This window comes from Streptomyces sp. NBC_00669, from assembly GCF_036226785.1.
Lineage (GTDB): Bacteria > Actinomycetota > Actinomycetes > Streptomycetales > Streptomycetaceae > Actinacidiphila.
The window spans coordinates 2,874,612-2,900,149 of sequence record NZ_CP109018.1; the positions used below are offsets into that span (position 1 = coordinate 2,874,612).

Consider the following 25,538-nt stretch of genomic DNA (forward strand, 5'->3'; position numbering starts at 1 on the left):
GAATTCCCCTCCAATGAGCACGCGAAGTCCCACTGACAACCACGCCATGGACACAACTCGCACGAGCCCTCACCAGTCCGTCACAAGTTCGGCCTCTCTGGTGAATCTGCGTCAGGCGGCTTGTGCAAAGCGGAAGTTGGGTCCCTCGCGCACCCCAGTTCCACCCATCCGACGACGCCAGCGCGGGGAGATCGCGTCAACTGGACGTCGGCGAAGATCCGACTCCCCTGCCCACCTTCCCGGTGACGGGCTGTCAACCCGGTCGCGACACCCCCACGGCGGTGGAAGAGTTGCAGTCAGGGGTTCACCCGGGGGGAGGGCGCCCCCGCCCCGCCCGCTGACAAGGGCGCCCCCTTCCCGCGTACCGCAAGAAGGCGGGGCGCCGCGTTCGGCTACTTCCGCGTGCGGACCAGCAGGCGGACGAAGTACGGCGTGCCCACCACCGCTGTCATGAGCCCCGCTCCCAGTTGGGCCGGGGCGATCACGGTGCGGCCCAGGAGGTCGGCCGCGCAGACCAGGGTCGCGCCGAGCATCATGGCGACCGGGAGGACTCGGACGTGTCGGCGGCCCACCAGTGCGCGGGCCGCGTGGGGGGCCACCAGGCCGACGAAGCCGATGGTTCCGGCGGCGGCGGTCGCGGTGGCGCTGAGCAGCACGGCGACCGCGAGGAACCCGAACCGCGTGGGGGCGAGCCGCAGTCCGAGCAGGCGGGGGGTGTCCTGGTCGAGGGAGACCAGGTCCAGCTCGCGACGCCTGACGACCGCGTAGCCGGTGCCCGCGAGGAGGACGACCGCGACCGGCGCCAGGTCGGGGCCGGTCCGCCCGTAGGTCGAACCGGACAGCCAGGTCAGGGCCTTGGTGGCGTCGAACGGGTCGGTGAGCACGATGACCAGGCTGATGAGCGCGGTGGTGGCGGCGGACACGCCGACGCCGACCAGGACCAGCCGGTTCTGCTGGAACCCGCCGCGCGCGGCGAGCCCGAAGACGATCAGGGCGGCGGCCGAGGACCCGGCGAACGCGGCCCCGGCGATGCTCCACGCGCCGGCCGCCGGCACCGAGGTGACCAGCAGGACGGCGCCGAGGCCGCCCCCGCCGGAGACGCCGAGGATGCCGGGTTCGGCGAGCGGGTTGCGGGTGACGGCCTGCACGAGCGTGCCGGACAGCGCGAGCGCCGCGCCGGCCAGCAGTGCGGCGCCCACCCGGGGCACCCGGGTGTCCAGCACGAAGGTGACCCCTTGACCGGCCCTGCCCAGCGCCCAGTTGGTGACGTCGCCGAGCAGCAGCTTGGTGTCGCCGAGCAGCACCCCCGCGATCACCACGGCGACCAGCACCGCGCTGAGCACGACCAGGCAGACCGCGAACCCCGCCCGGGTCGGCACGCGCATCCGGTCGGTGTCGGCGGCGGCCGCGGAGTCGCGGGCCCGGAACGCCATCGCGATCAGGAACGCCGCGCCGACGACGCTGGTGATGACGCCGGTGGGCACCGCGGGCGCGGACTGCTTGCTGACCAGCGCGCGCAGCAGCACGTCGGAGCCGAGCACGAGGGCCGCGCCGACCAGTCCGGCGAAGGGCACGGCCGCCCGGACCCGGACGAGCGTGCGCAGCCGGCGGGCCAACGGCCGTACCAGCGCGGGCGCGCACAGCCCGACGAAGCCGATCGGCCCGGCGAGCGTCACCGCCGCGGCGGACAGCAGCGCGGCGAGCACGACGACGGTGACGCGGGTGCCGCGGACCGGGACGCCGACGCCGCGGGCCGCGTCGTCGCCGAGGGCGAGCGCGTCGACGCGGCGGGCGACCAGCAGCAGCCCGGCCAGGCCCACCGCGACGACCGGTGCCATCTGGTCGACGCCGCCGAACCCGTTCTGGCTGATGCTGCCCTGGCTCCACTGGTACAGGCCGTTGGTCCGCTCGGGGAAGAGCAGCAGCAGCGCGTCGGTGATCGCGCCGAGCCCGAGCGCGAGGGCGCTGCCGGCCAGCACGAGCCGGACCGTACCGGCGCCGAGGCCGGACAGGCTGAGGACGACGGCTGCCGCGGCCAGTCCCCCGGCGAACGCGACGCCGGAGGAGGCCAGCAGCGGGAGCGAGGCGCCGGTGACGGTGAGCACCCCGAGCGCGAGGTAGGAACCGGCGTTCACCGCGAGCGTGTCGGGGGCGGCGAGCACGTTGCGGCTCACCGCCTGGAGCGCGGCGCCCGCGCTGCCGAGCGCGGCGCCGACGAGGATGCCGGCCACCATCCGCGGCAGCCGCGAGGCGATGACCACGGACGCGTCGGCCTGGTCGGCGTGTCCGGTCAGCGCCTTCCACACCTCGCCCGCGCCGACCGCGGCGGTGCCCTGCGTGATGTCGACCATCGCCAGCGCGGCGACCACGAGCACCAGCGCGCCGGCCGCGGCGGCCGCCCCCGCGCCGGACCTGGCCGAGGCCGTACGGGCGGGGGCGGGCGCGGTCGTCTCGGTGACGGCCATGGCGCTACTTCGTCAGGGCGTCGACGAGGCCGTCGATGTACGCCTCCATCGACCCGGGTCCGCCGAACATCCAGACGCCGTCGGGCAGCCGGTGCACATGGCCCGCCTTCACGAACGCCAGCGACTTCCAGACCGCGTTCTTGCCGAGGTTGGCGGTGAACGGGTCGCCGTCGCTGCTGTTCTGGATGTAGGCGAACGACACGTCGCCGAGGCCGGTGAGCCCTTCGACGTCGGTGGTGGCCAGGCCGTAGCTCTTGTCGCCCTTGACCGTCCAGGCGTTCTGCAGGCCGAGTTGCTCGTTGACGGCGCCGATCAGGGAGCCGCTGGTGTAGGCGCGCACCGAGACCTGGTTGGACACGACGTAGCTGTCGGCGAAGGCGATCTTCTTCCCGGCCAGGCCCGCGTCCTGGAGCTTCTTGCGGCCCGTGGCGAGCTTGTCCTGGAAGGCGGCCTTCACGGCCGTCGCCTTCGTGGTGGTGCCGGTGGCGCGGGCGATGAGGTCGAGGTCGTCGGTCATCGTGCCGATCTGGTCGGCGGCGTCGGCGGGCTTCACCACCAGGACGGTGGCGACCTTGCGCAACTGTTTCAGCACCGAAGGCGAGAGGTCGGTGGTCGCCACCACGAGGTCGGGGGTGAGGGCCGCGATCGCGTCGGTGCTCGGCTCGCCGCGGGTGCCGATGTCCTTGGGCGAGCCGGTCAGCGGGGCGGCCTTGTCCCAGTCCGTGTAGCCCTTGACGTCCGCGACGCCGACCGGGGCGACGCCGAGCGCGACGAGGTCCTCGACGACGTCCCACTCGGTGCCGACCACGCGGGTGGCGGGGTGGTCGAGGTGCACCGTCGCGCCGGACGCGTCGGTGAGCGTGACCGGGCCGGCCGGCGTCGCCGAGCCGCCGGCGGACGCGGCGGAGGGGGAACCGGCGGAGTCCGAGGAGTCGGTGGAGTGCTCGGTGGTGCCGCAGCCGGCGAGGACGAGCACCGAGGCGAGGGTCGCGGAGAGGGCCGCGACGGCGGGGAGACGTCTCATGAGGGGGTGTGGTGCCTTTCGCTTCGTGCGTGGTGGCGGCCGACCGCGCGGGTGCGCAGCCGACCGGTCGCGGGGTCGGTGTCCACGTTGATCCGGATGCCGTAGACCTCGGTGAGGCGCTCGGGCGTCAGCACCTCGTCGGGGGTGCCGTCGGCGACGATCCGTCCGTCGTGGAGCAGGGCGATCCGGTCGGCGACGGCCGCCGCCTGGTCGAGGTCGTGCAGGACCACGCCGACGGCGATGCCGTGGTCGTCGGCGAGGTCGCGGATCAGGTCGAGGAGTTCGACCTGGTAGCGCAGGTCGAGGTAGGTCGTCGGCTCGTCGAGCAGGAGCACGCCGGTCTCCTGGGCGAGGCAGCCGGCGAGCCACACCCGCTGGAGCTGCCCCCCGGAGAGGTGGTCCACGCCGCGGCCGGCCAGGCTCTCCAGGCCGGTCAGCGCGAGGGCCCGGTCCACCGCCGCGGTGCCGCCGGGGTCCGGCCGGCCCCAGCGGCCCCGGTACGGGTAGCGGCCGAACTCGACCACGTCCCGCACCGTGAGCCCGCTCGGCGTCGGCCGGCCCTGCGTCAACAGGGCGATACGGCGGGCGAACTCGCGCGCGGACAGCACCCTGCCGTCCAGGGCCGCCTCGGTGCCGCCGTCGAGCGTGAGCGTTCCGGTGCGCGGGTCCTGGAGGCGGGCGAGCGTACGCAGCAGCGTCGACTTCCCGCTGCCGTTCGGCCCGACGAGCGCGGCGACCTCGGCGGGCCGCAGCGTGATCGCGACGCCGTGGACGACGTCGGTGCCGTCGTACGCCACGGTCACGTCCGCGGCCGACAGCTCATGACCACGGCGCGGCGGCGCCGACTTCTCGGAACGTTCCCCAACTCTCACGCGAGTTAGGATAGCCTTACTTTACTTCGCCCATGGTCAGGGGGTCCCCGGCGGGGATCGCGGGGTGCTCGGCGGGAAGCGGGCGGCCTCGAACGCGGCGACCCCGGCCGGGGCGGCCTCGAACGCGGCGGCCTCGAACACGGGGGCCGCGCAGGGGGGATCACCGGGCCGGGCAGGTGGGATCATCACGGCATGACCCGTACCGACATGCCACCCGCCTTCGACGAGCGCACGATGCTGACGACGTTCCTCGACTACGCGCGCGCCACGGCGGTCGCCAAGTGCGCGGGGGCGTCGGCGCAGGACGCCGCGAAGGCTCCGCTGCCGGGGTCGCCGTTGATGACGCTGGGCGGGCTGCTCAGCCATCTGCGGTGGGTGGAGTACTGGTGGGTGCAGGTGATGTTCCTCGGGGAGGAGGACACCGAGGGCCCCTGGACCGACGAGGACCCGGACCGGGAGATGCGGATCGGCGCGCGCACCCCACTCCCGGAACTGATCAGCGCGTACGAGGAACAGAGCGCGCGCTACCGCGAGTTGGTCGCCGCCACCGACCTCGCGACGACCGCGAAGCGCCCGACGCGGGACGGAACGTACGTCACCCTCGGGTGGGTGCTGATGCACCTCATCGAGGAGACCTCACGGCACAACGGCCACATCGACGTCCTGCGCGAACTGGCCGACGGCACCACCGGCGACTGAACGTACGGCGCGCCCCTCGGCCGCGATGGGACGGCGAGTCACGCCGCGAGCCGGACCGCGGTCAGACCGCGGGGTACGTCTCCCGCAGGAACCCGGTCACCAGCTCCGTGACCTCCTCGGGCCGCTCCAGGCCGGGGAAGTGCCCGGCCCAGGGCAGTTCGACATGACGAACGTCGGCGCCGGTGAGCAGTTTCGGCAGCCGGGCCCCGATCTCCCGGAAGTCGGTCACGTCCTGCCCGCCCGACACCGCGAGGCACGGCGCGCCGACCGCCGACAGATCGACCGCCACCTCCCTGCGCCCGGCCCCCTCGGGCGCGGCCAACTGCACGTCGAACGCGCGTTGTTGCATTGTCCGCACCGCGGCCCGGGCCTCCTCGCCGGCGTCCGGCCCCAGCCAGGTCTCCACGTTCAGCTCCACGGCCGCCGCGATCTCGCCCGCTTCCAGCAGCGCGTCCTCCCGCTCGCCGATCGCGCGCAGTTCGGCGCTGGGTTCGTGTCCCGGCTGCCCCGGGCACAGCAGCGCCAGCGCGGCCACCCGCTCCGGGCGGCGCGCGGCGATCTCCAGCGACACGTGTCCTCCGTACGACGACCCGACCAGCGCGGCCCGCCCGATGCCGAGGACGTCCATCAACTCCACGACGTCCTCGGCGTCGTTGTGCCGCTCCCCCGGCAGCGGCGACTCGCCGAACCCGCGGAAGTCGCAGGCCACCACGCGGTATCCGGCGGCCACCAGCGCGGGCACCTGCCGTTCCCACATCCGCCGGTCACACACCCCGGAGTGCAGCAGCACCACCGCGGGCCCGTCCCCCGTCACACCATGCGCAAGCGTCATGCGCCCGACCCTAGGTCCCGCGTGCTGGCAGCGCCTCCCGATTTCGCCACTGGTGGAAGTACGCGGAACTCGTTGCCGTCGGGGTCGGCCAGGGTGACGCCGACGGTGCCGGTCCCGGGGGTGTCGAGACGGGTCGCGCCCAGCGCGAGCAGGCGTTCGACCTCGGCGTGGAGGTCGCCGTCGGCGGGCGGCGCGAGGTCGAAGCGCACCCGGTCCCGGCCGGACCTCGGCATCAGCGGCGGGCCGCCCCAGGTGAACTTCGAGCCGCCGTGCGGCGACTGGATCGCGGTCTCCTCGTCCTGGTCCCAGACCAGGGGCCAGCCAAGGGCCTTGCTCCAGAAGTAGCCGACCGCCTGGGTGCCGTCGCCGGCCAGTGCCCCGATGAAGCCGCAGCCGGCGAGGAAGTTGTTGCCCGCCTCGATGACGCAGAACTCGTTGCCCTCCGGGTCGGCCAGCACCACATGGCCCTCTTCGGGGAGTTGGCCGACGTCGGTGTGCCGCGCGCCCAACTCCAGTGCCCTGGCCACCGTTTGCCGCTGCCCCTCCGGGGAGGTGCTGGTCAGGTCGAAGTGCGCCCGGTTCTGGCTGGTCTTCGGCTGGTCGGTGGGGAGGAAGCGGATACGGAAGCCGGTGTCGTCGGCGGGCGGCAGCACGATGCCGCCGCCGTCAGGGTCGTCCGCGGACTCCCGGCCCAGGAAGGCGGACCAGAAGCGGGCGAGGCGCGGCGGCGAGGTCGCGTCGATACAGAGGGCGAAGAGCGAGGACGTCATGGTACTGGGCTTCTCCGGTTCCGGTGGCGGACCGGCCACGGCCGGCGGGGCGCGGTGTCCGCCCCTCCCGCCGCAGCCTAGGAGCGGTCCGGCCCGGCCGCATCCGAGTTACCCGGAGGCCGGCCGCCCGCGGAGTCCCCCTGGCCGTCCGCCGTCCCGGACCGCACCAGCCACCACCCGGTGAGTACGGCCCCGCCCAGCGTCACCGCGCCGGCCACCACGAACGCCTCGTCGAGTCCGGCCTCCAGCAACGACGTCCCACCGGACCGCTCGACCCGATCCTGCGCCACGCCGCAGAGTGAGCCCGCCGCAGGGTGAAGCCCCGCACGGTGAACGCGCCGACCCGGGGCCCTCGGTCAGCGGCAGAGGGTCAGATCGACCTTCTCGCCGCCATGGAGGACCGTCGGGCTGAGCGGCGAGACCGCGATGACCGCGCCCGGCTTGCACGCGGGAACCGCCCGGTAGGTGACCTTGCCGACCGTGAGGTCGCCGTGCGCCAGCGCCTCCTTGGCCATGTCCAGGTTCATGCCCCCCAGGTCGAACGGCTTGACGTACGGCACCGTGGTGTCGTTGCCCTTGACCGCGGTCGGGGTCGGGGTGCCGTGGGCGGCGGCGGAGTGCGTGGCGTGCGAACCGGTGCCGACGGTGGCCAGGGCGGTGCCGCCGCCGACCACGATGAGGGCCGCGGAGGCGGCGGCGATGAAGCCGGCCCGCTTGCGGCGCACACGGCTCCTGATGCCGGTGGCGTCGAAGTGAGGCGCGGGGGAGGTGCGGGAGAAGTCGTTCAAGGCGGTCACCAGTTCCTGTTCGAAGGGGTCGACGTGGGTGTCACCGTCAGGGCCGCCTGAGGACGGCGATGCGTAGCCGGTCATCGGATGGGGTTTCCTTTCCGGGACCGCGGTGACGGAGGTTCGGCGAGCGCGGGCATCTGGGCCCGGAGCTTCTCCAGGCCGCGGGTGAGCTGGGACCGTACGGCGCTCGGCGAGATCCGCAGGTCCTCGGCGATCTCGGCGTCCGAGAGGTCGTGGAAGTAGCGCAGCACCACGACGGTGCGCATGCCGATCGGCAGACGTTGCAAGGCGCGGACCAGCTGGTCCCGGCTGTCGACGCGCCCGTACTCGTCCCCCGGGGCGGCCCGGTCGTCACCCGCGTCCTGCTGGGGTACGACCCGGCGGAAGCGCCGCCAGCGGTCGTTGGCCAGATTGACCATGATGCGCCGCACGTAGGCGTCCGGTACGTCCTTGGCGGCGATGGTGCGCCAGCGGCGGCAGGCGCGCTCCAGGGTCTCCTGGACCAGGTCCTCGGCCGCCTCCCGGCTTCCGGTCAGGACCAGGGCGCCGCGGAACAACACCGCCGAGCGGGCGGCGACGTAGGAGTGGAAATCCTCCTCCGGGTCCATGCCGGACGACGTCGCGGACGCCGGATCGGATCGGCCGCGCCGACCGAGCCGACGTGTGCGCACCGCCTCGGAAAGCGGCGCGTTCCATTTGGCTGCCAGAGCCACACCGTCCCTCCCTTCCTGTCCCCCCATTGACGGCGGGGCGTCCCCGGCTGCTGCACCGCTTCGTTGAGACCTGCGTCACAAGGGGTGCGGCTGGGGGGCCGGTTGGGGGGTGCGGGCGGCAGCGCGGGAAAGGGCGGGCGCCGAACGCCGCCCGCACCGGAGGTCCGGCGGGGGGCGCCGGGTGGTGCGGGCGGCGGGCGGAGCAGGTCCGGCGGGCGGAGCGGGCGGAACGGGTGGAGCAGGTGGAACGGGTGGCTCGGGCTACATCGGGGTCGGCTTGAGCAGGGCGAACGGAGCACCCTGGGGGTCGGTGACGACCGACATCCGGCCCGCCACCATGTCGAACGGCGGGGCGAGAACGGTCCCACCACGCTTGACCAGCGCGTCCACCGTGGAGTCGGTGTCGTCCACCGCGAAGTAGGCCAGCCAGTGCCCGGGCGTGCCGGGCGGGTCGTTGTCGAGCAGCGACGCACCGCCGACGGTACGGTCGCCGACCCGCAGCTCCCAGTAGTCGTCGGCGCCGTCCATCGGCTTGATCTCGATGCCGAAGACCTCGCCGTAGAACGCGGTGGCGGCGAGCACGTCGGGGGTGTGCAGCTCGTTCCAGAGCAGCGCGCCGGCCTCGTTGACGATCCGGGCGCCGAAGAACTCGCCGGGCTGCCAGACGCCGAACACCACGCCCTGCGGGTCGGCGGCGATCAGCATCCTGCCGAGCGAGCCCACGTCCATCACCGGGGCGATCAGGGTGCCGCCCGCGCCGACGATCGCGTCCTGGGTGGCCTGGGCATCGGTGGTGGCGAGGTAGCTGGTCCACACGGTCGGCGGAACGGCCGTGCCCTCGGCCGCCATCGCCTTGCCGATGCCGGCGACCGCCTTGCCGTTCAACTCGCAGACCGTGTACCCGCCGAACTCGTCCGAGCCGACCTCGCCCTGCCAGCCGAGCAGGTCGCGGTAGAAGTCCAGCGCGGCCTGCTGGTCCTTCGCCATCAGATCGACCCAGCACGGGGTACCGGTCTTGTACGGAGTGGTCACTTCGGGCATTTTCGCCCCTTCTGGTGGGATTCCGGAACGACCAGACTCGCCTCACGGACCCCGCTCCACGGCTCGACACGCGGTCGCGCCCGCCGGATGCCCGGAATGCCGGAGCACCGGCCGGAGGCCGGCCGCGCCCCGGGTCCGGGCGCCGTTTCCCGGGTACCGTCGTGAGGACCTACGGCGTACGGCAGTTGGGCGAGGGGGTCGTGGTGACGGGTGTGGAGATCGCGGTCGGGTACCTGTTCGCGTGGCTGGTCCGCAAGGCCGGACGGGTGGGCAGGCGCGCGGACACCGAGGTCGACCGGGGCCTGGACGCGGGCATGGACCGTCTGCACGAACTGGTCAGCGCCCGGCTCGGCGCCGATCCGGCGCTGGAGCGGGCCCGGCAGGAGGCCGAGGCCGGCCGGCCCGAGCCGAGCGAGCGCACCCGCCGCCGGCTGACCGACGCGCTCGACGACGCGGCCGAGCACGACGAGGACTTCGCGCGCGCCCTGGCCCGCGCGGTCGAGGAACTACGGGCGGCCGGCCCGATCGACACCGCGACCCGCACTGGTGCGGCGAGCGCGAGCGACGGGGGCCAAGCGAACACGGGCGTGCGCCGCCCGGGCGGCGCGGCGGGCGGGGGCGGTACGGGCAGCGGTACGGGCAGCGGTACGGCGACCGCGCGGGACACCGGGAACGCCACGGCGGACGGGCCGGGCAGCGAGGCGAACTCGGGCATCGACTACCGCTGAGCCGTGCCCGGTGCTGCCGGCGGTTCCGGTGCGTGACTCCGTCCGGGACGCCGAGCGGCGGTCAGTGACCGCTGGAGTGGATCTCCTGGACCTTGCGGACGGCGTGGTGGACGAGGGCGATCCGCCGTGACGCGCTGGGGCGGTGTGCCAGGGGCGCCCGCCCCCGGCGGGTCCGCGCGTTTCTGACGTAGGTTCTCCCCATGACGAACCTCCAGCTCGCCGATGGCCGGACACTGGAATACCTGGTGGCCGGTCCCGCGGACGGCACGCCCCTGGTTCTGCACAACGGCACGCCGTCCGCGGCGGTGCTCTTCGAGCCGATGGTCGCGACCGCTGCGCGGCATGGCCTGCGGGTCGTGGTCCACAGCCGGCCCGGATACGCCGGTTCGTCGCCGCAGCCCGGCCGTACGGTCGCCGCGGTGGCCGTCGACGTCGCCGCCATCCTGGACGAGCTGGGCGCCGACCGGTTCCTGACCGTCGGCTGGTCCGGCGGCGGCCCGCACGCTCTGGCCTGCGCGGCGCTGCTGCCCGGCCGGTGCCTCGCCGCCGCCACCGTGGCCGGTGTCGCCCCGCACGGCGTCGAGGGCCTCGACTGGCTGGGCGGCATGGGCGCGGAGAACATCGAGGAGTTCGGGGCGGCCGTGGCCGGAGCGGGGCCGCTGACCGCCTTTCTGAGCGCTCAGGTTCCCGGCCTGGCCGAGGTGCAAGCCGGCCAGATCGCGGCCGCGTTGGGCGATCTGGTGTCCGACGTGGACCGCAGGGCGCTCACCGACGAGTTCGCCGATTACACGGCGGCGACGTTCCGGGCGGCCGTGTCCAGCGGCATCGCCGGCTGGCGCGACGACGACCTGGCCTTCGTCGGTGACTGGGGCTTCGATCTCGGCGCCGTCAAGACTCCGGTTTCGGTCTGGCAGGGCGCCGAGGACCGGATGGTGCCCTACGCCCACGGCCGCTGGCTGGCGAGCCGGTTGACCGGTGCCACCGTCCACCTCGAACCGACCGAGGGTCACCTTTCGCTGATGCTCAACGCGTTCGACGACATCGTGACCGAGCTGACCGGGCACCTGGCCTGACGCGTTCCCGGCGCCGGCGTGCGGGGTCGCGTCAGCCACCGGGCTGGGTCCGGGACCGGCGCAGGACCGCGGCCGGGTCGGCGGCCAGGTCGGCGGCCGGCACGCCGGATGTGGGCGGGCGGATCGCCGGTCACCCTCAATCCGTCGATCTTGCGCTGGTGGATCGGGAACGAACGCGGCGACGCCGGCGACCCGTAGCGGTGCCGAAATCGTCGAGGGCCACCCGGCCGCCGCTCGCGGTCACCCGGTGCAAGGCCCGGTGTGCGGCCCGGCGTCCCGTACGGCGCCCGGCGCGCGAGCGGCACGGGGCGGCGCGAACCCTTCAGCGGACCGAAACCCGTATCAAGGGGCGCCCGGGCGGCGGCGCCCCGTCACCGGAACCAGCGCGGCCCCTTCCGCTCCTCCAGAGCGCCGGCCGCCTCGACCGTGTCGGGGTGCTCCGCGCCGAACAGCCGCTCCCGGTCCGCCACGACCTGCTCCTCGATGCTGATGGCCTCGCCGATCCACTGCCGTGGACCTCGACCTCAGCGGAACCCGCAACGGCGCCCGCGGCAGCGGCTGTTGGCGGAGGGCCGCGGCAACCCGTCACCGCGCGGACGCCGTCCACGGCGTTCGCGTCACCGCTCCCCGCGACCGTCACCGCGTCGCGCGGCGCACCCGTATCCGTATCCGTATCGGTGTCCGCGCCTGCACCCGCGTCCGACGCCCTCCGGCCGACCCTCGCCCTTCCCGCCCCTCCGGCCCGCCCGGGCCCGCTCGCCGTATCACCGGACGGCTCCGGGGCTCACCCGGCTGACGCGGCCGACGCGTCGGGCGTACGGACGTGCTGGGTGAGGAACAGGGCCGCGCGGTCCAGCGCCAGGTCGGCGTCGTCGAGAACGCCGGCGAACGCCTGGAACACGTGCGGCACGTCGGCGGTGACATCCAGGATGACGTCCACGCCGGCCGCCCTCGCACGCGTGGCCAGTCGCGTGGAGTCGTCCAGCAGGATCTCGTTGGTGCCGACCTGGATGAGCATCGGGGGGAAGCCGGTCAGGTCGGCGAGGACGGCCGGGCTGAGCAGGGGCTGGCGCGGGTCCTGCCCGGCGAGGTACATGGCCGCGGTGTGTTCCACGGACGCGCGGGTGAAGATCGGGTCGATGCCTTCCTTGGTGTCCATGCTCTCGCCCGTGCGGGTCGCGTCGACGCCCGGGGAGAACATCACGAGGGCGGCGGGCAGCGGCAGGCCCGCGTCGCGGGCGGCCAGGCAGGTCGTGACGCTGAGGCCGCCGCCGGCCGAGTCCCCGGCGAACGCGATGCCCGAAGGGTCCCGACCGCTGTCGAGGAGGGCGCGGTAGGCGCTCAGCGCGTCCTCGATCGCGGCCGGGAACGGGTGCTCGGGGGCGAGGCGGTAGTCCACCGAGTACGCCCCGAAGCCGGTCCTGGCCACGAGGTGCCCCGTCAGCGACAGCGCGGTTTCGGGGGAGCCGAACACCCAGCTGCCGCCGTGGAAGTACAGGATCGTCCCGGCCCTCGCCCCGCTGTCCGGCTCGACATGGAGTGCGGGCCGGTCGCCGAGCGCCGTCCGCACGCTGCGGATGCCGTCCGGCACCACCATCTGCGCCATCAGCTCCTCGAAACCGGCTCGGATCGCCTCGACCGACCGCGGGCCCTCGGGCCGCGGCTGCCGCAGCATCGCGTCGACCCGCGCACGCTGTTCCTTGCTCATCGTCTTCTCCTGTCGCGGATAGCTTCCACAGAACTATATGCCGTGGAATCTAACGTAGACTACATGCCGTGACATCCAAAGCGAGCGGCGAGACGGTCGACCTCCCGGGTTTCTTCTCCGACCTGGTCCGATGCGAGACGCGTCTGTACAACGCCCTCAACGACCGCCTCCGCGAGCGACACGAGATCGTCACCTCGCAGTTCGAGGCCCTGCGCTACCTGCGCGACCACCCCGGGGCCCGAGTGGCGGACCTGGCCGCCGAATTCGCCATCGGCATCGGCGCGACCAGCAAGACCGTCGACCGGCTGGAGAAGCAGGGTTGGGCCGTTCGGCGACCGAATCCGTCCGATCGCCGGTCCTCGCTGCTGGCCCTGACGGACGACGGCCGGCAACTGGTCGACGCGGCGGAAGAGACCTTCACCGAGCGGCTGGCCGAACTGACCGCGGACGCGCGCAAGGCGTCCGCCATGACGGCTGCCGCGCAGGCCCTGTCGGTACTGCGTTCCGGCCTGGAGCGCGAGCAGATCGGCACACCCACGGGCTGACGCGCCTCCCGCGGGTCACTCCGCCCGCCGGTCGGGCGCGAGGCGGACGCGCACCGGGCGCCGGGCGCCGGGCACACCCGAGTCCGCCCGGCGGGCGCGGTCGGCGGGCGCGGTCGGCCGGGCGCCCGAAAACCACTGGAGCCGCACATCCGCGTGCCGTTACGGTGCTTCCGCCCGCAGCCATCGCAGTCTCCCGGTCGAGGACGAGCCGTTGTACACCAAGTGAGCACCCCCGAGCGCTGATCCGTCGCGCGTCGCCGCTGTGCGCCGCGCTCCTTTCCGCTGCGGTCCTCTCACTGGAACCGGTGTCTCTCCATGTCCAAGTACCTTGTGGTCCTCCCCACTTGCCCGCCGACCTTCGTCTGCCCGCCACCCCTCCCCCTCCGCTGCCGCAGGTGTTCGTCCGAGTACTCCCGGCTGAACGGCGCGTTCCGCGTACGGGGCGGCCCGGACCGCACCGACCGGCCGGCCTGGCAGTCGCCGTACGGCCCGCCGCAGCACCGCGCGCACCGCGGCCGTTGGGCGCCCGTGCCGGGGGTGTCCGCGACGTCCCGTTCCGCGGTGCGGCGCGAGCAGTTGTGCGGGCGGTGCGGGTGACCGCCGACCGGCCGCCGGTGTAGGCCCGGCCGACCGCCCGCTCCCCCGAGGCCACGTCAACTCCGCCCCGATCCCGTCGACTTCAGCTCGACGGGATCGGGGCGCGCTCGAACGCGTCGGCGTGGTCGGCGACCCACCCGGCGAACGACCTCGGCGGCGCTCCGAGGATGTCGGCGACCGCCGAGGTGACGTACGCGGGCCTTCCGATCGTCGCGCCCCATGCGGCGAGCAGCATGTCGACGACCGCGCGCGGCGCCTTCCCCTCCGTCTCACCGCGGAACTCGTCCGGCGACAGCTCCTCGAACCTGATCGGGCGCCCCAGGACGTCTCCGATGATGCGCACCTGCGCCGCCTGGCTCAGCGACTCGGGGCCCGTGAGGACGTAGTCGCCTCCGGCATGGCCGTCCTCGTACAGCACCCGCGCCGCGACGGCCGCGATGTCGCGGTCGTCGACGGGGGCGGTCTCGGCGGCGCCGTAAGGCCACCGGACGACGTCGCCGGCGCGGAGGGCGGGCGCCCACCAGGCCGTCGCGTTGGAGGCGAACATCCCCGGGCGGATGATCGTCGACTCGATTCCGGCCGCCGCGAGGAGTCGCTCGATCTCGGCGTGCAGCACCGCCATGGGGTTCGGCTGACGGAAGAAGGGGTGCGGTGTCCGGTGCGGCGAGGAGAGGAGGACCACGCGCCGCGCGTGGGTCGCCAGGCGCTCGACGACCGCCGCGGCGGTCGTCGGTGGCGCGGTCCACAGCAGGAAGACGGCGCCGATGCCGCGCAGCGCCCCGTCGAGGGACGCGGGCACGGTGAGGTCACCGGTGACGACGTCGACGCCGGCGGGCAGCTTCGCCGCCGCTTCGGTCCGGCGCGTGAGGGCGCGGACCGGTATGCCCGCGGCCACGAGCCGGTCGATGACGCCGCGCCCGATCCGGCCGGTGGCGCCGGTGACGAGCACCGGTGGCATGGGGTTTCGGGGTGGGTTTCGGGTCGGGTTTCGGGTCGTGAGTGCCTCGCCGCGGTCCTTGGGCAGGCGCGCGGAGCCGCGGGAACCGTCCCAGCCCGCGTCGGAGATGTCTGAAGGAGTCACGCCCCGCATCAAACCGTTACTCGGTTAAAAACACAACCCGGTTACACGTTGATACACTGCTCCCATGACCGAGCCGACAGGGCTGCGCGAACGCAAGAAGGCGCGGACCCGTGATGCCATCGCCGACGCGGCGATCACCCTGTTCCTGACGCACGGATTCGACCAGGTCTCGGTCAGCGACATCGCCGCGGTGGCCGAGGTCTCCAAGCCCACCCTCTTCCGGTACTTCCCCAGCAAGGAGGACCTCGTACTGCACCGGTTCGCCGACCACAACGGCGAGGCCGCGCGCGTCGTACGCGCCCGCGGGCCCGGTGTCTCCCCCGTGACGGCGCTGCACCGGCACTTCCGGGCCGGCCTCGACCGCCACGAACCCGTCACCGGCCTCAGCGACCATCCCGCGGTGGTGGAGTTCCACCGCCTGGTGTTCACCACCCCGAGCCTGGCGGGACGGCTCACCCAGTACCTGCTCGACGACGAGCAGGCCCTCGCGTCGGCCCTCGATCCCGGCCCCGACATCCGCGCACGGCTGCAAGCGGCCCAGGTCCTCGCCGTCCAACGCGTCCTCGCCCGCGCCAACTGGCAGAAGATCGCCGACGGCCGCGCCGCCGACGACGTCCACCCCGAGGCCGTCGCCGACGCCGACCACGCCTTCGCCCGACTCCGATAGCGGGCTGTCGCCCTACGCGACAGCTGCGGGCTGTCGGTCGAACCGGAGCCGGCCTCGGGCGACCGCGGCAACGGCTGTTCACAGAGGGGTCAGTTGGGCCGTCGCCATGGTCGCAGCGCGACAGCAGCGGCCAGCAGCAGTACGGCGGCACCCCAGATCGGTGCGCGCAGACCCGCTTCGCGGGCGACGAGGCCCCCGGTCAGTGCGCCCAACCCCGCGGCTCCGACGCCGAAGAGGCGGAACGCGGAAACCACTCGCCCGAGGAGGTCATCGGGGGTGAGCGCCTGCCGTGCAGAGCCCGCAGCGACGCTGGTGAGGGTGGAAGCGGCTCCCAGCAGCGCCAGGAAGGCTCCCGCGGCGAAGGCGTTGGGAACGGCGGCGATGCCGCTCCAGGCGACGGCTTGCAACACGCTGGCGATGGCCATCATTTGCCGGTAGCTGAGCGGGCGGGTCAGCGGGGCGGCCCGCCAGCCCGCGGCGACTCCGCCGAGCGCGGCGACCGCGAGCAGGACGCCGTAACCGGCCGTCGCGACATGCAGGCTGCTGGTCGCGTACAGCACGAAGGTCGCCATGGAGAGGTTGTAGGCGAAGTTGTACGCGGCCATGCTCGCCGCGAGCATGCGCAGGTCAGGGGTCGTAAGAAGGTGTCGGAGCCCGGCCCGGATCGCCGTGATGAGCGAAGCGGTGTGCTGCGCGCCGGGGGCCATCTTCGGCAGACGGCTGATGCAGGCGGCGGAACATACGAAGGAGGCCGCGTCGGCGGCGAAGGGCACGGTGGCGCTGAGCGCGAAGGCGCCGGAGCCGAGTGGCGGCCCGGCCAGCGAACGCCCGATGGTGTCGATGGCCCAGTAGCGCCCGTTCACTTGGGTGAGTGCTTCCTTGCTGCGGCCGACCAGCAGGGGGATGACGGCTTGTGAGGAGGCGTCGAAGAAGCACTGGGCGACACCGACGATCAGGATCGCCGCGGCGAGCAGTGGCAGCGTGGCGTGGCCGCTCACCACGACCACGGCGAGGGCACCCAGGACCACGGCGCGCAGGAGGTCGGCCGTGACCATGACGGTCCGGCGCGGCCAGCGGTCGGCGAGTGCCCCGGCGGGCAGGCCGACGAGCAGCCAGGGGACGTAGAAGGCCGCGGTGACCGTGGAGATCGCCAGCGGGTTGCGGGTGAGGGAAGCGGCCAGCAGCGGGGCCGCGGCCATGAAAGCGCCGTCACCGGTGACGGAGATCCCGGTGGAGGCAAGCAGCGGACCGACCCGGCCGATGGTGGTCACGGGTGGGTCCGCCGGCTTGGTCGTACGGTTCTGCGGGCTGGCGCTCAGGTCGTGCTCTCCTCGGCCTCGAAATCCCCCTCGCGCAGGCCCTCCACGAAGGAGGTCCATGCCGAGCGGCTGAAGGAGAGTATGGGTCCGGTGCCCTGTTGTTTGGTGTCGCGGACGCCGATCGAAGGGGTGTTCAGCGCGACCTCGACGCATCCTGTGTCGCCGCTGTTGTTGCTCTTGCGCCAGAGCGCGGTCTCGAAGTTCACGTCAGCCACAAGTACCTCCGCCTTGGGATGATGGCGAGCGTTGCCACACAACCCGACCCGGGGGTCCTGCACAAGCTGATCCGTGGGGCGATTGTGAGCCAAAATCACCGGGCGCCCAGCCCCCGGCACCGCGAACTGATGGACTGGGTACGGCGGAGTCAGGCTGCGGTGGAGGGTTGGATGGATTCGGAGATCACTGCGCTGGCGGCCACCGCGGGAAGCACGGTGGTCACGCTGATGGCGACCGAAGGCTGGCAGCGCACCCGCGAGGGCCTTGTCGCCCTGTGGCAGCGGGTCCATCCCGATCGAGCGGATGCCGTCGACGCGGAACTGGAGGCCACGCGGGTGGATCTGCTCGCGGCCCGCGCCGCCCATGACGACCGGTCCGAGGACGAGTTGCGCGCTGAATGGCAGGGCAGGCTCCGCAGACTGCTGGCCGCCGATCCCGGTGTGGCCGATCAACTGCGGCTTCTGCTGGAGGAAGTCAGCCCCCAGGCTCCGACCGCTGCCGAGGGAGTGCGGATGCGGGCGACCGCGACCGGACACGGCCGGGTGTACCAGGCGGGCCGCGACCAGCACATCACCGAGGCGTGAACCCGGCCGGCCCGGACGACGTCCCGGCGTCCCGCACCTCCGTCGAAGGCCACGCGTCCGAACAGGGGCGTGTCTATCAGGCCGCCCGCGATCAGCTGATCACCGAGCACCATCACCACTACCCACAACCCACCACCGGCGGCCATTGGCCCGGGCCGGACTCCGTACGTGTCGCCCTGGCCGAACGGGTCCCGAAGATCCTCCGCAATCGATCACACCTGCGAGCCGCGCTCACGACGGCCATCCGCGAGGGCCGAGGCATCCACGTCGTCCACGGCATGGGCGGCTGCGGAAAGACCTCGCTTGCACACTGGGCCTTTCAGGAGGCCCTCAACCAGGACCGAGTGGCGCTGTGGGTGAGTGCCTCGGATCGTACGACGCTCCGCGCGGCGATGCTCGCGGTTGCCGCCGACCGCGGCGCCGCTCCGGGGGAGGTGGCCGCGGCCCAGCTCGGCCAGCGCGCCGCCGCCGACCTGGTGTGGCACTACCTGGAACGCTCCCCCCAGCCCTGGCTGCTGGTCATCGACAACGCCGACGAGCCCAGTCTCCTGGAGGAGGGCGGCTGGCTGCGCGCGAGCGCTGCCGGAACGGTCCTGGTGACCTCTCGCCGCTCCACGGCGGCGCTGTGGCACGGTGCCAGCCTGCACCGGCTCGACGTTCTGCCGTTGGACGACGCCGCGCAGGTGTTGTGTGATCTCGCCCCGGATGCGGGAAGCATCCAGGATGCGAAGTCCGTGGCCCAGCGGCTGGGTTGCCTTCCGCTGGCATTGAACCTCGCCGGTTCCTATCTGGCCCACCAACTCCTGGAGTCGTGGACGATGAGCGACTACCACGATCGCCTGCAAGACGACGCCGCCGGGCTGATCGACCAAGGCGCGCACGCACAGGACGGGCGGCACCTGGTGTCCCGAACCTGGCAGCTCACCCTGGACGGCCTCACCGCCCAAGGTCTGCCCGAGGCCACCACACTGCTGAGACTCCTGTCCTGTTTCGCCGCGGACCCCCTTCCCCTGACGGTCCTCGGCCGCGGCGCCGTCGCCGCGGCCGACCTGGAATCGCTCGAACCTCCGCTCCCAGTGGACCAGTTGGAGTCAGCACTGCGGGGGTTGCTGGATCACTCGCTGGCCACCCAGTGCGCGGGCCCCGGTGCGGTCCGCTGCATCCAACTGCACGGCCTCCTGCTGGAGAGCGTGCACGGCGGTATCCCCGCGCCGCAGCGCGCCGGTTACGTCCGCGTCGCCACCGACCTCCTGCGAGCGGTCCTCCCGGCCCAGGACCCGGTGCCCGTCGACACCGAGCAGCTCAGGCTCATCACCCCGCACATCACCGCGCTGCTGCGACACGTCGACGAGGCCACCGTCTCCCCAGCCCTCGGGATCGCCCTACAGGTCGCCCAACGCGTCCATGAAACCGGCGACTACGCCGCCGCGATCGCCCTCACCACCCTCGCCGGTGACACCTCTCAGCGTCTCCAGGGGGCAACGCACCCCGACACCCTCGGCGCCCGTCACCAGCAGGGGGATGCGCTCCGCCGGCTGGGCAGACTCGCCGAAGCCGAGCGACTGCTGCGTCACGTCCATCACGAGCGCACCGCCGTCCTGGGTGCCGGACACCCCGACACTCTGCGCACCGCCGCGCTGCTGAGCCTGCCGCTCTACCTCCTCGGACGGCATGACGAGAGCCTGGCCTGGCTCGGCGGCGCCATCGAAGGCCAGCGCCGCGCCCTGGGCGAGGACCACGTCGACACCCTCAGGAGCCGGGCCCTGAACCTGGAGTTCCTCGCCGAGACCGGCCACACCGACGCCTTCGTACGCGAGGGGCCCGAGACGGTCGCCGGCTGCGAGCGCGCACTCGGCTCCGAACACCCCGTCACCGTCATCGCCTACAGCAACTACGCCCTCGGCCTGCTTCACACAGCCGCCCCCGAGGAGGCCGAGGCCGCGGCGCGGCGTGCCCTGGACGCCCGTATCCGCCTGCACGGCCCGGACCACCCGCTGGTGTACTCCGCCAAGTTGGTCCTCAGCTGGGCTCTGATGCTGGACGGGCGCCACCGCGAAGCAGTCCTCATGATGCGCGACGCCACCGCGGGCCGCGAACGCCTCCTGGGTCCCCAGCACCCCCTCACGACCAAAGCCCGCATCCTCCTCGCGGAACGCCTCGCCTCGGCCGGCGAACACGACGAGGCACAGCAGTTGCTGCGCGCCAACCTCACTGCCGCCGAGGGCATATACGGCGTGAACGACCCCGACGTGATCCGGGTCCGGGCGCTCTACTCCGACTGAGGAAGGCTCTCCCGCCACAGCCAGCGGAGGGCGTCGGGGAGGAGGACGCCCGTGTGGTTGGGGGTGTGGGGGCCGTCGCCGAGGACCAGGTGGAAGTCGTAGCCCGCTTCGGCCAGGGCGGCGGCGACGCGGAGGTTCTCGGCGAGCCAGTTCCGTTCGGGTGCGTTCCAGCGCAGGTCGCGGTGGCCGGCTTGGAGGAAGACGCGCAGCGGTTTGCGGGGGGTGTCGGGGAGGAGCCGGGGGTAGGGGTTGCCGTCCGGCATCTGCGCGAAGCTGGAGAGGCAGCCGATGACGCGGCGGAACCTGTCGGGCCTGAACCAGGCCGCGGTGAAGGCGCAGTTGCCGCCGCTGCTGCCCCCGCAGATGCCCCAGCGTTCCGGCTCCTCGGCGATGGCGTAGCGCGCGGTGACCTGGGGGATGATCTCGGTCAGCAGGAAGGTGGCGTAGCGGTCGTCGAAGGCGTCGTAATCGTGGTTGCGGTTCTTCGGGGCCTCGGCGTCCGGGAAGAAGCCGGGGTCGACGAACACGCCGATGGTGGGCGGGATGTCGCCGCTGTGCACGAGGTTGTCCAGGACCGTCGCGCCGCGCACCTGCCCGTCCGGGTCCAGGTACCACCAGCCGTCCTGGAACACCATCAACGACGCCGGCGCCGAAGGGTCGTAGGTGCTGGGCACGTGGACCCAGAACTTCCTTACGGTGCCCGGGTAGATCGCGCTGCCGGTCCAGTCGAAGGCGATCGTCTCGCCGGCGGGCACGCCCGGCCGCAGCACCGAGTCGGGGCCGTACGCGTAGCGCACGTCCGACTGGTCGAGCGGAAGCGGCCGGTAGGGAATCTCGCTGCTCACCCGGGGCACCCTAACTCCGTTGTCCCGCAAGGGTGTTCGGGGCGGGGTCGGGTCAGCTCGGGGGGACCCAGGAGAAGTCGTCCGCGGGGGTGCGGGCCGGGGAGATCCAGCGCAGGTAGGGGTCGGCGAGGCCGAGGGAGCGGTCGTGGTCCGGGGCGGCTCCGCGCAGGCTCGCGCCGACCAGGTAGAGGGTGTTGCGGCGGGCGAGGGGGCCGCGCAGGGCGGGGATGTCGAGTCCGGTGGTGGCCAGCAGCCCTGGCGCCTCGGCGAACACCCAGGCCACCGGGCGCCGTTGGGCGGCCTGCCGGAGTTGGGCGACGAACGCGGTACGCGCCTGGGCGGTGAGATAGCTGAGCAGCGACGCGGTGAACACGACCACCGGCTCGCGGCCCGGCAGTTCGCCGAGGATACGGGCGGTGTCCGTGGTCGCGTCGCCCCGTACGACGCTCGCGGCTGCCGTGGCCGCCGCGAGGGTGAAGGCGCCGCGCAGGGTGGCGAGTTCGGCGGTCTGCTCGGGCCAGACGAACGCCTCCAGCCAGGCCCGGGCGCCGGGGTCGGACAGGTCGATCGGGTGCTGGTCGATACCGAGCCGCCGTACGATCGGCGGCGCCGCCCGGAAGAAGCCCGCACCAGTCGCGCCCCGCGCCTCCCCCTTCACCTCGCCCAACTCCCCACCCCTCACCTCGCACGACACCACGACCCGCGAACCGTCGCAGCCGGTCGCCGCTCCCCCGTCGAACCGGTAGTCGTAGCGGTCGAACAGCAGGTTCAACCCCGCACTCGCACCGACCTCGACGAGGTGCACCGGCCCCGGCCAATGGCGTTGGACGTGATCGACGCCGAGCCGCAGCGCGACGCACCGCCGGATCTCGTTCGTCTGGGTGGACCGCTCCGACAGCAGCCGGGCCAGCTCGTCACGATGCCGGCGGCAGAACGCCACGAACACCGGCACCAGTTGGCCGTCGACCGCCTGGCTCCCCCCGTGGATCGGGTAGTACGCGGCCAACTCCGCGCCCCGGCCGCCCGCCAGCAGCAGGTTCACCGCCGCGAACAGAAGGCTGGGCCGGCGCTGGTCCGCCGGCGCGTCGAGCAGCAGCGCGAGCAAGTCACCGTCACCCACGACGCCTTCGCTGAGCGCCGCGTACACCGGGGAGCGCCCGGCGCCCTGGATCGCACCGAAGACCCCGAACAGCCGCCGCAGCCGCCCGACTTCGCCCTCGCGCCGAGGGTCACTCACGCCAACGCTCCCGCCCCGCTCCGCCGCCGTCCGCGCCCTGTCCGCACCCCGTCCGTGCCCGTGTGGAACACCGGCACCGGCACCGACACCGACGCCCACCCCGCACTCACTCCGACGCGGCCTCTTCCGCCTCCCCCTGGAACCCGGCCTTCTGGTCGAGCATAGGCGCAGCCGTTCCGCGGCCGACCTGGTGGTCGGAGCGCAGTTCGCGGAGCCTGCCGAGGATGTCCCGCATGTTCGCCATCGGAAGTGCCTGGACCAGGCCCGCCATGTCGCCGCCGCCGATGTACTCGGGGACCTGGAACTGGGCGAACTCCCGTACGATCCGGATGACCGCCGCGTTCTCGGGCCCGAGCGCGTCGATCTCGGCCTGCAACTCCGCCTCCAGTTGCATGGCGACACGCCTCCGGTCCTTCCGCGACTCGATCTCGTCGATCTCGTCCGCGGTGCCGGCGCCCTCCAACTTCGCCATCAGGAAACGGTTGTTCATCTCGGCGAGGAATTCCCGCTTCATCGCCTCGTTCATGCTGGCGTCCTCGGGCTGGAACTCGCCCAGCGTGGTGCCCTTGGCCTCGACACCCCACACCAGCAGGGCGTTGCGGACCTGGGCGGTGAGGTCGGTGCGCGTCTCGGCGTACCTGCTCAGGAACTCCTGGATGGTGGTGGCGGCGGCGATCTCGCTGAAGTAGGACTCCACGGTGGCGCCGAGGACCCGTTCGACGAACCGCTGGACCGGCGCCGGGTTGTGGGACAGCCCGCCGATTCCCGAGGTGGTGCCGCCGAACTGGCTGACCAGCACCGGCGCGGCCTTCTCCGGGATCTGGAGGCTCTGCTTCATCTCGACGTTGACCCGGTGGCCCTGGATGGTCACGGTGATCTGTTCGAGTTCGGCGTCGTAGTTGCGCTGCGCCTCCGCGCCGGTCTTCTTGGTCCACTCCAGGATCAGCAGCCGGGTCGGGATCAGCATGACCCTGACGAACCAGGGGTTGAGCGCGCAGACGGCGCCTTCGCCGAGCGTCTCCTGCTGCACACCGCGGCGGCCCCCGGCCGCCAGGAACACCCACGGCAGCCGGAAGCTGCCGTGCCCCTCCACCCGCGGCGCCACGGTCTCCGCCGCACCGTCCCGCGGGGGTTCGGCGCCGTCGAGGGTGACCACCACCCCGGTCGCACCGATCGGGATGGCGATCTCCTGGAGGCTCTCGACGGTGAGGCCGTCGCGGGACTCCCGCACGTTGGCGACGGTGGTCACCTTGAACAGGGCCGGGTTGATGTCGTAGTAGGCACCGCCGCCGAGGATCGCCAGTTGCCGGCCCTGCTCGCCGCCACCGGACAGGAACGCGTGTCCGTCCTGGAAGCTGTTGCACTCCACGTGCCTGCCGAACGGCCGGTGCGGCGGCCGGATGCCGCCCGCCCTGGCCTCCACCACGCCCACCGTGCCGGGGGGTACGTACGTGCGCGGCTCGGTCTCCACGGTGAAGAGCATGGTGTTGATGTAGTACGACTGGCCGCCCGCCAGCGTGTTGGCCTGCCGGCCCTGCTCACCGCCGCCGAGCAGGAACCCCGGCCCGTCCTGGAAGTTGTCGCACTCCACCTGCCGCGCGAGCGGCTGGCCGGCCGGACGGCTGCGGCCCTCCACCGCCGTGACCACGCCGATGCTGCCCTCCGGGATGTCCACCCTGGGCACGATCTCCACCGTGTACAGACCCGGGACGAGCCAGCTGGAGCCGTTGGTGGGCAGCACCCGCGCCTGGAGGCCCCGCTTGTCGTACGGGGTGACCCGCCTGAACACGGGATCGGACGGGCCGAACCGCCGCCGGACGATGCCGACATGGCCGGGCGGTACCACCACGCGCCCGATCACGCCGACATACCCGGCGCCCGCGGCCAGGAGCACGAGGATGACGATCGTCGTGATCATTGCAGGGTTCCCCGTTCGTCCAGGCGTAGGTGTACCGCCAGCGCTGTGGCGCTCCACTGGTCGTACCAGTCGGCGAAGTGCTCGTTCTGCGGATTGCGGAGCGTCGGGAAGAAGCCGGCGCGGCGGCCGGGCCCGGCGCGGTCGGCGAACTCCTGGTAGCCGGCCGGCACGACGTCGTCGACCGCCCGCCGCCAGCCGCACGCCACCGACAGGTTCAGGAACTCCGCGTGCCGTCCCCTGCGGACCCGCGCGAGGCCGCGTTGGACCCGCAGCCCCTGCCGGTCGTGGGAGTGGCGGGCCCACACGGCGTCGACCCCGGCCAGCAGCTCCGCCGGGAGGGCGTGGGCGTCCCGCGCGCGGAGCCAGCCGTCGCCGGCCCGGTTCGCGGCCTCCAGCAGCAGCGAGGTGGTCAGCAGGTCGGCGTGGGTGTACTCCTTCTCCGCCAGGTACGTGTCCAGGCGGCTGAGTCCGGTGGCCGCCGGCACGCGCACGGCCCGCACCGAAGGCCGGGTCGGTGGCTGCGGGAGGACGGCCACCGGGTCCACGTCGGGACCGTCCGGCGCACCGCCGTCCGGCCCGGCGGCCACCAGCCGTTCCAGCAGGGCCAGTTCGCCCTCGCCGAGCAGCCGGCCGTCCCGCGCGTCGACGTACCACGTGTTGGCCAGGTGGAAGTTGCGCTCACCGTGCAGCAGGATCGGCACGAACGGGCGCCCGTGCTGCTGCCCTTCGAGGATCATCCGGGTCACGTCGTCGGAGTCCTGCGACTGGGGCGACATCAGGACGACGATCCCCACCGCGTACCGCAGTTGCCGGCGGACCGTCCAGAAGTGGGCGTCGCCGGGGCGTAAGTCGCCGATCGACCACACCGGCAGCCCGCCGGCGCGGAGTTGCCGCACGAGTTCCCCGGCGTACTCGGCGTCGGCGCCCGCGTAGCAGACCACGAAGGAGTGCTCGGGCGGTTCGGTGAGCGGGCGCGGCGGCGCCGGTTGGGACGCCGCGAGGTTCTCCTCGGCTGCCGCCACCCGGTCGGGCGCGGCCTCGCCCAGGATGACGGCGGCGATCTCGTCGACTTTCTCGTCGTACTGGTGATCGGTGATCTCGCGGAAGTCGCGCCAGACGCGGTTGGCGGCGAACGGCGGAAGTGCCACGTCGCCTATCAGTAGGGGAATGAAACGGAGTTGGCGTTCCGCGGAGGCGTGGGCGAGGGCGGCGTACTCCTCCATGACGCGCGGTGAGCCGACGGATTCCGGGCTGATGATCGCTATTCCGTGGGAGGCGCTGCGAATCGCCGCGTCGAGTCGGTGGACCAGCACGTCGCCGAAGTCCAGACTCCATCGATCGAGGAAGATCCGGATGTCGGGCCGGTTCAGCCGCTTGGCGAACCCTTCGGCCCATTCGCTGTCACCCGGCGCGTGGGAAATGAACACGTCGATCACTCGGCCGCCCCCCTGCCCGCTACGCCGCAATCCTGCCCGCCCTCCTCCTCCATGGTAGGAGGAAATCCAGCAACCCGGCGGTTCCCAAAGGAAAT

The 25,538-nt window shown here is 72.9% G+C and carries 24 protein-coding genes; 7 read left to right on the forward strand and 17 right to left on the reverse strand.

Annotation, left to right across the window (positions count from 1 at the left end; genetic code table 11):
- Nucleotides 1-392: 392 nt before the first annotated feature.
- Genes OG896_RS11495 through OG896_RS11505 form a run of 3 tightly spaced genes read right to left on the reverse strand, consistent with a single transcriptional unit; the run spans nucleotide 393 to nucleotide 4,361 of the window.
- On the reverse strand, nucleotides 393-2,465 hold the full coding sequence (locus OG896_RS11495; RefSeq protein ID WP_329364721.1) for an iron ABC transporter permease: 2,073 nt from the start codon (nucleotides 2,463-2,465) through the stop codon (nucleotides 393-395).
- Nucleotides 2,466-2,469: 4 nt separating this feature from the next.
- Nucleotides 2,470-3,489, reverse strand: coding sequence for an iron-siderophore ABC transporter substrate-binding protein (locus tag OG896_RS11500; protein WP_329364723.1), 1,020 nt, complete (start codon nucleotides 3,487-3,489; stop codon nucleotides 2,470-2,472).
- Nucleotides 3,486-4,361 carry an ABC transporter ATP-binding protein gene (locus OG896_RS11505; protein WP_329364725.1) on the reverse strand — a complete coding sequence of 292 codons (876 nt, stop codon included), beginning with the start codon at nucleotides 4,359-4,361 and terminating at the stop codon, nucleotides 3,486-3,488. The genes OG896_RS11500 and OG896_RS11505 overlap by 4 nt, the downstream gene beginning before the upstream one ends.
- Nucleotides 4,362-4,553: 192 nt before the next feature.
- Here OG896_RS11505 and OG896_RS11510 point away from each other — a divergent pair, with 192 nt between their 5' ends.
- Complete coding sequence (locus tag OG896_RS11510; RefSeq protein WP_329364727.1) at nucleotides 4,554-5,060, forward strand: DinB family protein; 507 nt, start codon at nucleotides 4,554-4,556, stop codon at nucleotides 5,058-5,060.
- Between the two features lie 61 nt (nucleotides 5,061-5,121).
- Here OG896_RS11510 and OG896_RS11515 read toward each other — a convergent pair whose 3' ends face one another.
- The 6 genes from OG896_RS11515 to OG896_RS11540 form a co-directional block, all read right to left on the reverse strand.
- Nucleotides 5,122-5,892, reverse strand: coding sequence for an alpha/beta fold hydrolase (locus tag OG896_RS11515; protein WP_329364729.1), 771 nt, complete (start codon nucleotides 5,890-5,892; stop codon nucleotides 5,122-5,124).
- Nucleotides 5,889-6,662, reverse strand: a complete 774-nt coding sequence (locus OG896_RS11520; RefSeq protein WP_329364731.1) for a VOC family protein — start codon at nucleotides 6,660-6,662, stop codon at nucleotides 5,889-5,891. Before OG896_RS11520 ends, OG896_RS11515 begins: the two co-directional genes overlap by 4 nt.
- 77 nt (nucleotides 6,663-6,739) lie before the next feature.
- Nucleotides 6,740-6,952: a hypothetical protein gene (locus OG896_RS11525; RefSeq protein ID WP_329364733.1), complete on the reverse strand. Its 213-nt coding sequence runs from the start codon at nucleotides 6,950-6,952 to the stop codon at nucleotides 6,740-6,742.
- Between the two features lie 66 nt (nucleotides 6,953-7,018).
- Nucleotides 7,019-7,534, reverse strand: a complete 516-nt coding sequence (locus tag OG896_RS11530; RefSeq protein WP_329364735.1) for a PASTA domain-containing protein — start codon at nucleotides 7,532-7,534, stop codon at nucleotides 7,019-7,021.
- Nucleotides 7,531-8,061, reverse strand: coding sequence for a SigE family RNA polymerase sigma factor (locus tag OG896_RS11535; RefSeq protein WP_329364737.1), 531 nt, complete (start codon nucleotides 8,059-8,061; stop codon nucleotides 7,531-7,533). The genes OG896_RS11530 and OG896_RS11535 overlap by 4 nt, the downstream gene beginning before the upstream one ends.
- 366 nt (nucleotides 8,062-8,427) lie before the next feature.
- Entirely contained in the window at nucleotides 8,428-9,207 is a 780-nt protein-coding gene (locus tag OG896_RS11540; RefSeq protein ID WP_329364740.1) for a VOC family protein, read from the reverse strand.
- 161 nt (nucleotides 9,208-9,368) lie between these two features.
- Between OG896_RS11540 and OG896_RS11545 the strand changes: the two genes are divergently transcribed.
- Nucleotides 9,369-9,935: a hypothetical protein gene (locus tag OG896_RS11545; protein WP_329364742.1), complete on the forward strand. Its 567-nt coding sequence runs from the start codon at nucleotides 9,369-9,371 to the stop codon at nucleotides 9,933-9,935.
- 200 nt (nucleotides 9,936-10,135) lie between these two features.
- Nucleotides 10,136-11,008: an alpha/beta fold hydrolase gene (locus tag OG896_RS11550; protein ID WP_329364743.1), complete on the forward strand. Its 873-nt coding sequence runs from the start codon at nucleotides 10,136-10,138 to the stop codon at nucleotides 11,006-11,008.
- Between the two features lie 784 nt (nucleotides 11,009-11,792).
- Here the strand turns inward: OG896_RS11550 and OG896_RS11555 are convergent.
- On the reverse strand, nucleotides 11,793-12,716 hold the full coding sequence (locus OG896_RS11555; RefSeq protein WP_329364745.1) for an alpha/beta hydrolase: 924 nt from the start codon (nucleotides 12,714-12,716) through the stop codon (nucleotides 11,793-11,795).
- 68 nt (nucleotides 12,717-12,784) lie between these two features.
- Here OG896_RS11555 and OG896_RS11560 point away from each other — a divergent pair, with 68 nt between their 5' ends.
- Nucleotides 12,785-13,261 (forward strand): MarR family winged helix-turn-helix transcriptional regulator, encoded by a 477-nt coding sequence (locus tag OG896_RS11560; protein ID WP_329364747.1) that lies wholly within the window; start codon nucleotides 12,785-12,787, stop codon nucleotides 13,259-13,261.
- A 679-nt stretch (nucleotides 13,262-13,940) separates the two neighbouring features.
- Here the strand turns inward: OG896_RS11560 and OG896_RS11565 are convergent.
- The gene (locus OG896_RS11565) at nucleotides 13,941-14,816 is read right to left on the reverse strand and encodes an NAD(P)H-binding protein (RefSeq protein WP_443057006.1); all 876 of its coding nucleotides are present in this window, start codon (nucleotides 14,814-14,816) and stop codon (nucleotides 13,941-13,943) included.
- 187 nt (nucleotides 14,817-15,003) lie between these two features.
- On the opposite strand from OG896_RS11565, the gene OG896_RS11570 reads away from it, so the two are divergent.
- The gene (locus tag OG896_RS11570; RefSeq protein ID WP_329364748.1) at nucleotides 15,004-15,606 is read left to right on the forward strand and encodes a TetR/AcrR family transcriptional regulator; all 603 of its coding nucleotides are present in this window, start codon (nucleotides 15,004-15,006) and stop codon (nucleotides 15,604-15,606) included.
- Between the two features lie 89 nt (nucleotides 15,607-15,695).
- Here the strand turns inward: OG896_RS11570 and OG896_RS11575 are convergent, their stop codons facing one another.
- Nucleotides 15,696-16,877: an MFS transporter gene (locus OG896_RS11575; RefSeq protein WP_329364750.1), complete on the reverse strand. Its 1,182-nt coding sequence runs from the start codon at nucleotides 16,875-16,877 to the stop codon at nucleotides 15,696-15,698.
- 44 nt (nucleotides 16,878-16,921) lie between these two features.
- The gene (locus OG896_RS11580; protein WP_329364752.1) at nucleotides 16,922-17,140 is read right to left on the reverse strand and encodes a DUF397 domain-containing protein; all 219 of its coding nucleotides are present in this window, start codon (nucleotides 17,138-17,140) and stop codon (nucleotides 16,922-16,924) included.
- Nucleotides 17,141-17,311: 171 nt separating this feature from the next.
- Between OG896_RS11580 and OG896_RS11585 the strand changes: the two genes are divergently transcribed.
- The gene (locus OG896_RS11585; RefSeq protein WP_329364754.1) at nucleotides 17,312-17,725 is read left to right on the forward strand and encodes a hypothetical protein; all 414 of its coding nucleotides are present in this window, start codon (nucleotides 17,312-17,314) and stop codon (nucleotides 17,723-17,725) included.
- Nucleotides 17,722-20,007, forward strand: a complete 2,286-nt coding sequence (locus tag OG896_RS11590) for a tetratricopeptide repeat protein (RefSeq protein WP_329364756.1) — start codon at nucleotides 17,722-17,724, stop codon at nucleotides 20,005-20,007. The genes OG896_RS11585 and OG896_RS11590 overlap by 4 nt, the downstream gene beginning before the upstream one ends.
- Here the strand turns inward: OG896_RS11590 and OG896_RS11595 are convergent.
- From OG896_RS11595 to OG896_RS11610, 4 genes are all read right to left on the reverse strand, one after another.
- Entirely contained in the window at nucleotides 19,995-20,852 is an 858-nt protein-coding gene (locus OG896_RS11595) for an alpha/beta hydrolase (protein WP_329364757.1), read from the reverse strand. The genes OG896_RS11590 and OG896_RS11595 overlap by 13 nt on opposite strands.
- Before the next feature lie 52 nt (nucleotides 20,853-20,904).
- Nucleotides 20,905-22,089, reverse strand: coding sequence for a DUF2332 domain-containing protein (locus OG896_RS11600; RefSeq protein ID WP_329364758.1), 1,185 nt, complete (start codon nucleotides 22,087-22,089; stop codon nucleotides 20,905-20,907).
- Between the two features lie 106 nt (nucleotides 22,090-22,195).
- On the reverse strand, nucleotides 22,196-24,007 hold the full coding sequence (locus OG896_RS11605) for an SPFH domain-containing protein (RefSeq protein ID WP_329364760.1): 1,812 nt from the start codon (nucleotides 24,005-24,007) through the stop codon (nucleotides 22,196-22,198).
- Nucleotides 24,004-25,443 (reverse strand): TIR domain-containing protein, encoded by a 1,440-nt coding sequence (locus OG896_RS11610; RefSeq protein ID WP_329364761.1) that lies wholly within the window; start codon nucleotides 25,441-25,443, stop codon nucleotides 24,004-24,006. The genes OG896_RS11605 and OG896_RS11610 overlap by 4 nt, the downstream gene beginning before the upstream one ends.
- Nucleotides 25,444-25,538: the final 95 nt, after the last annotated feature.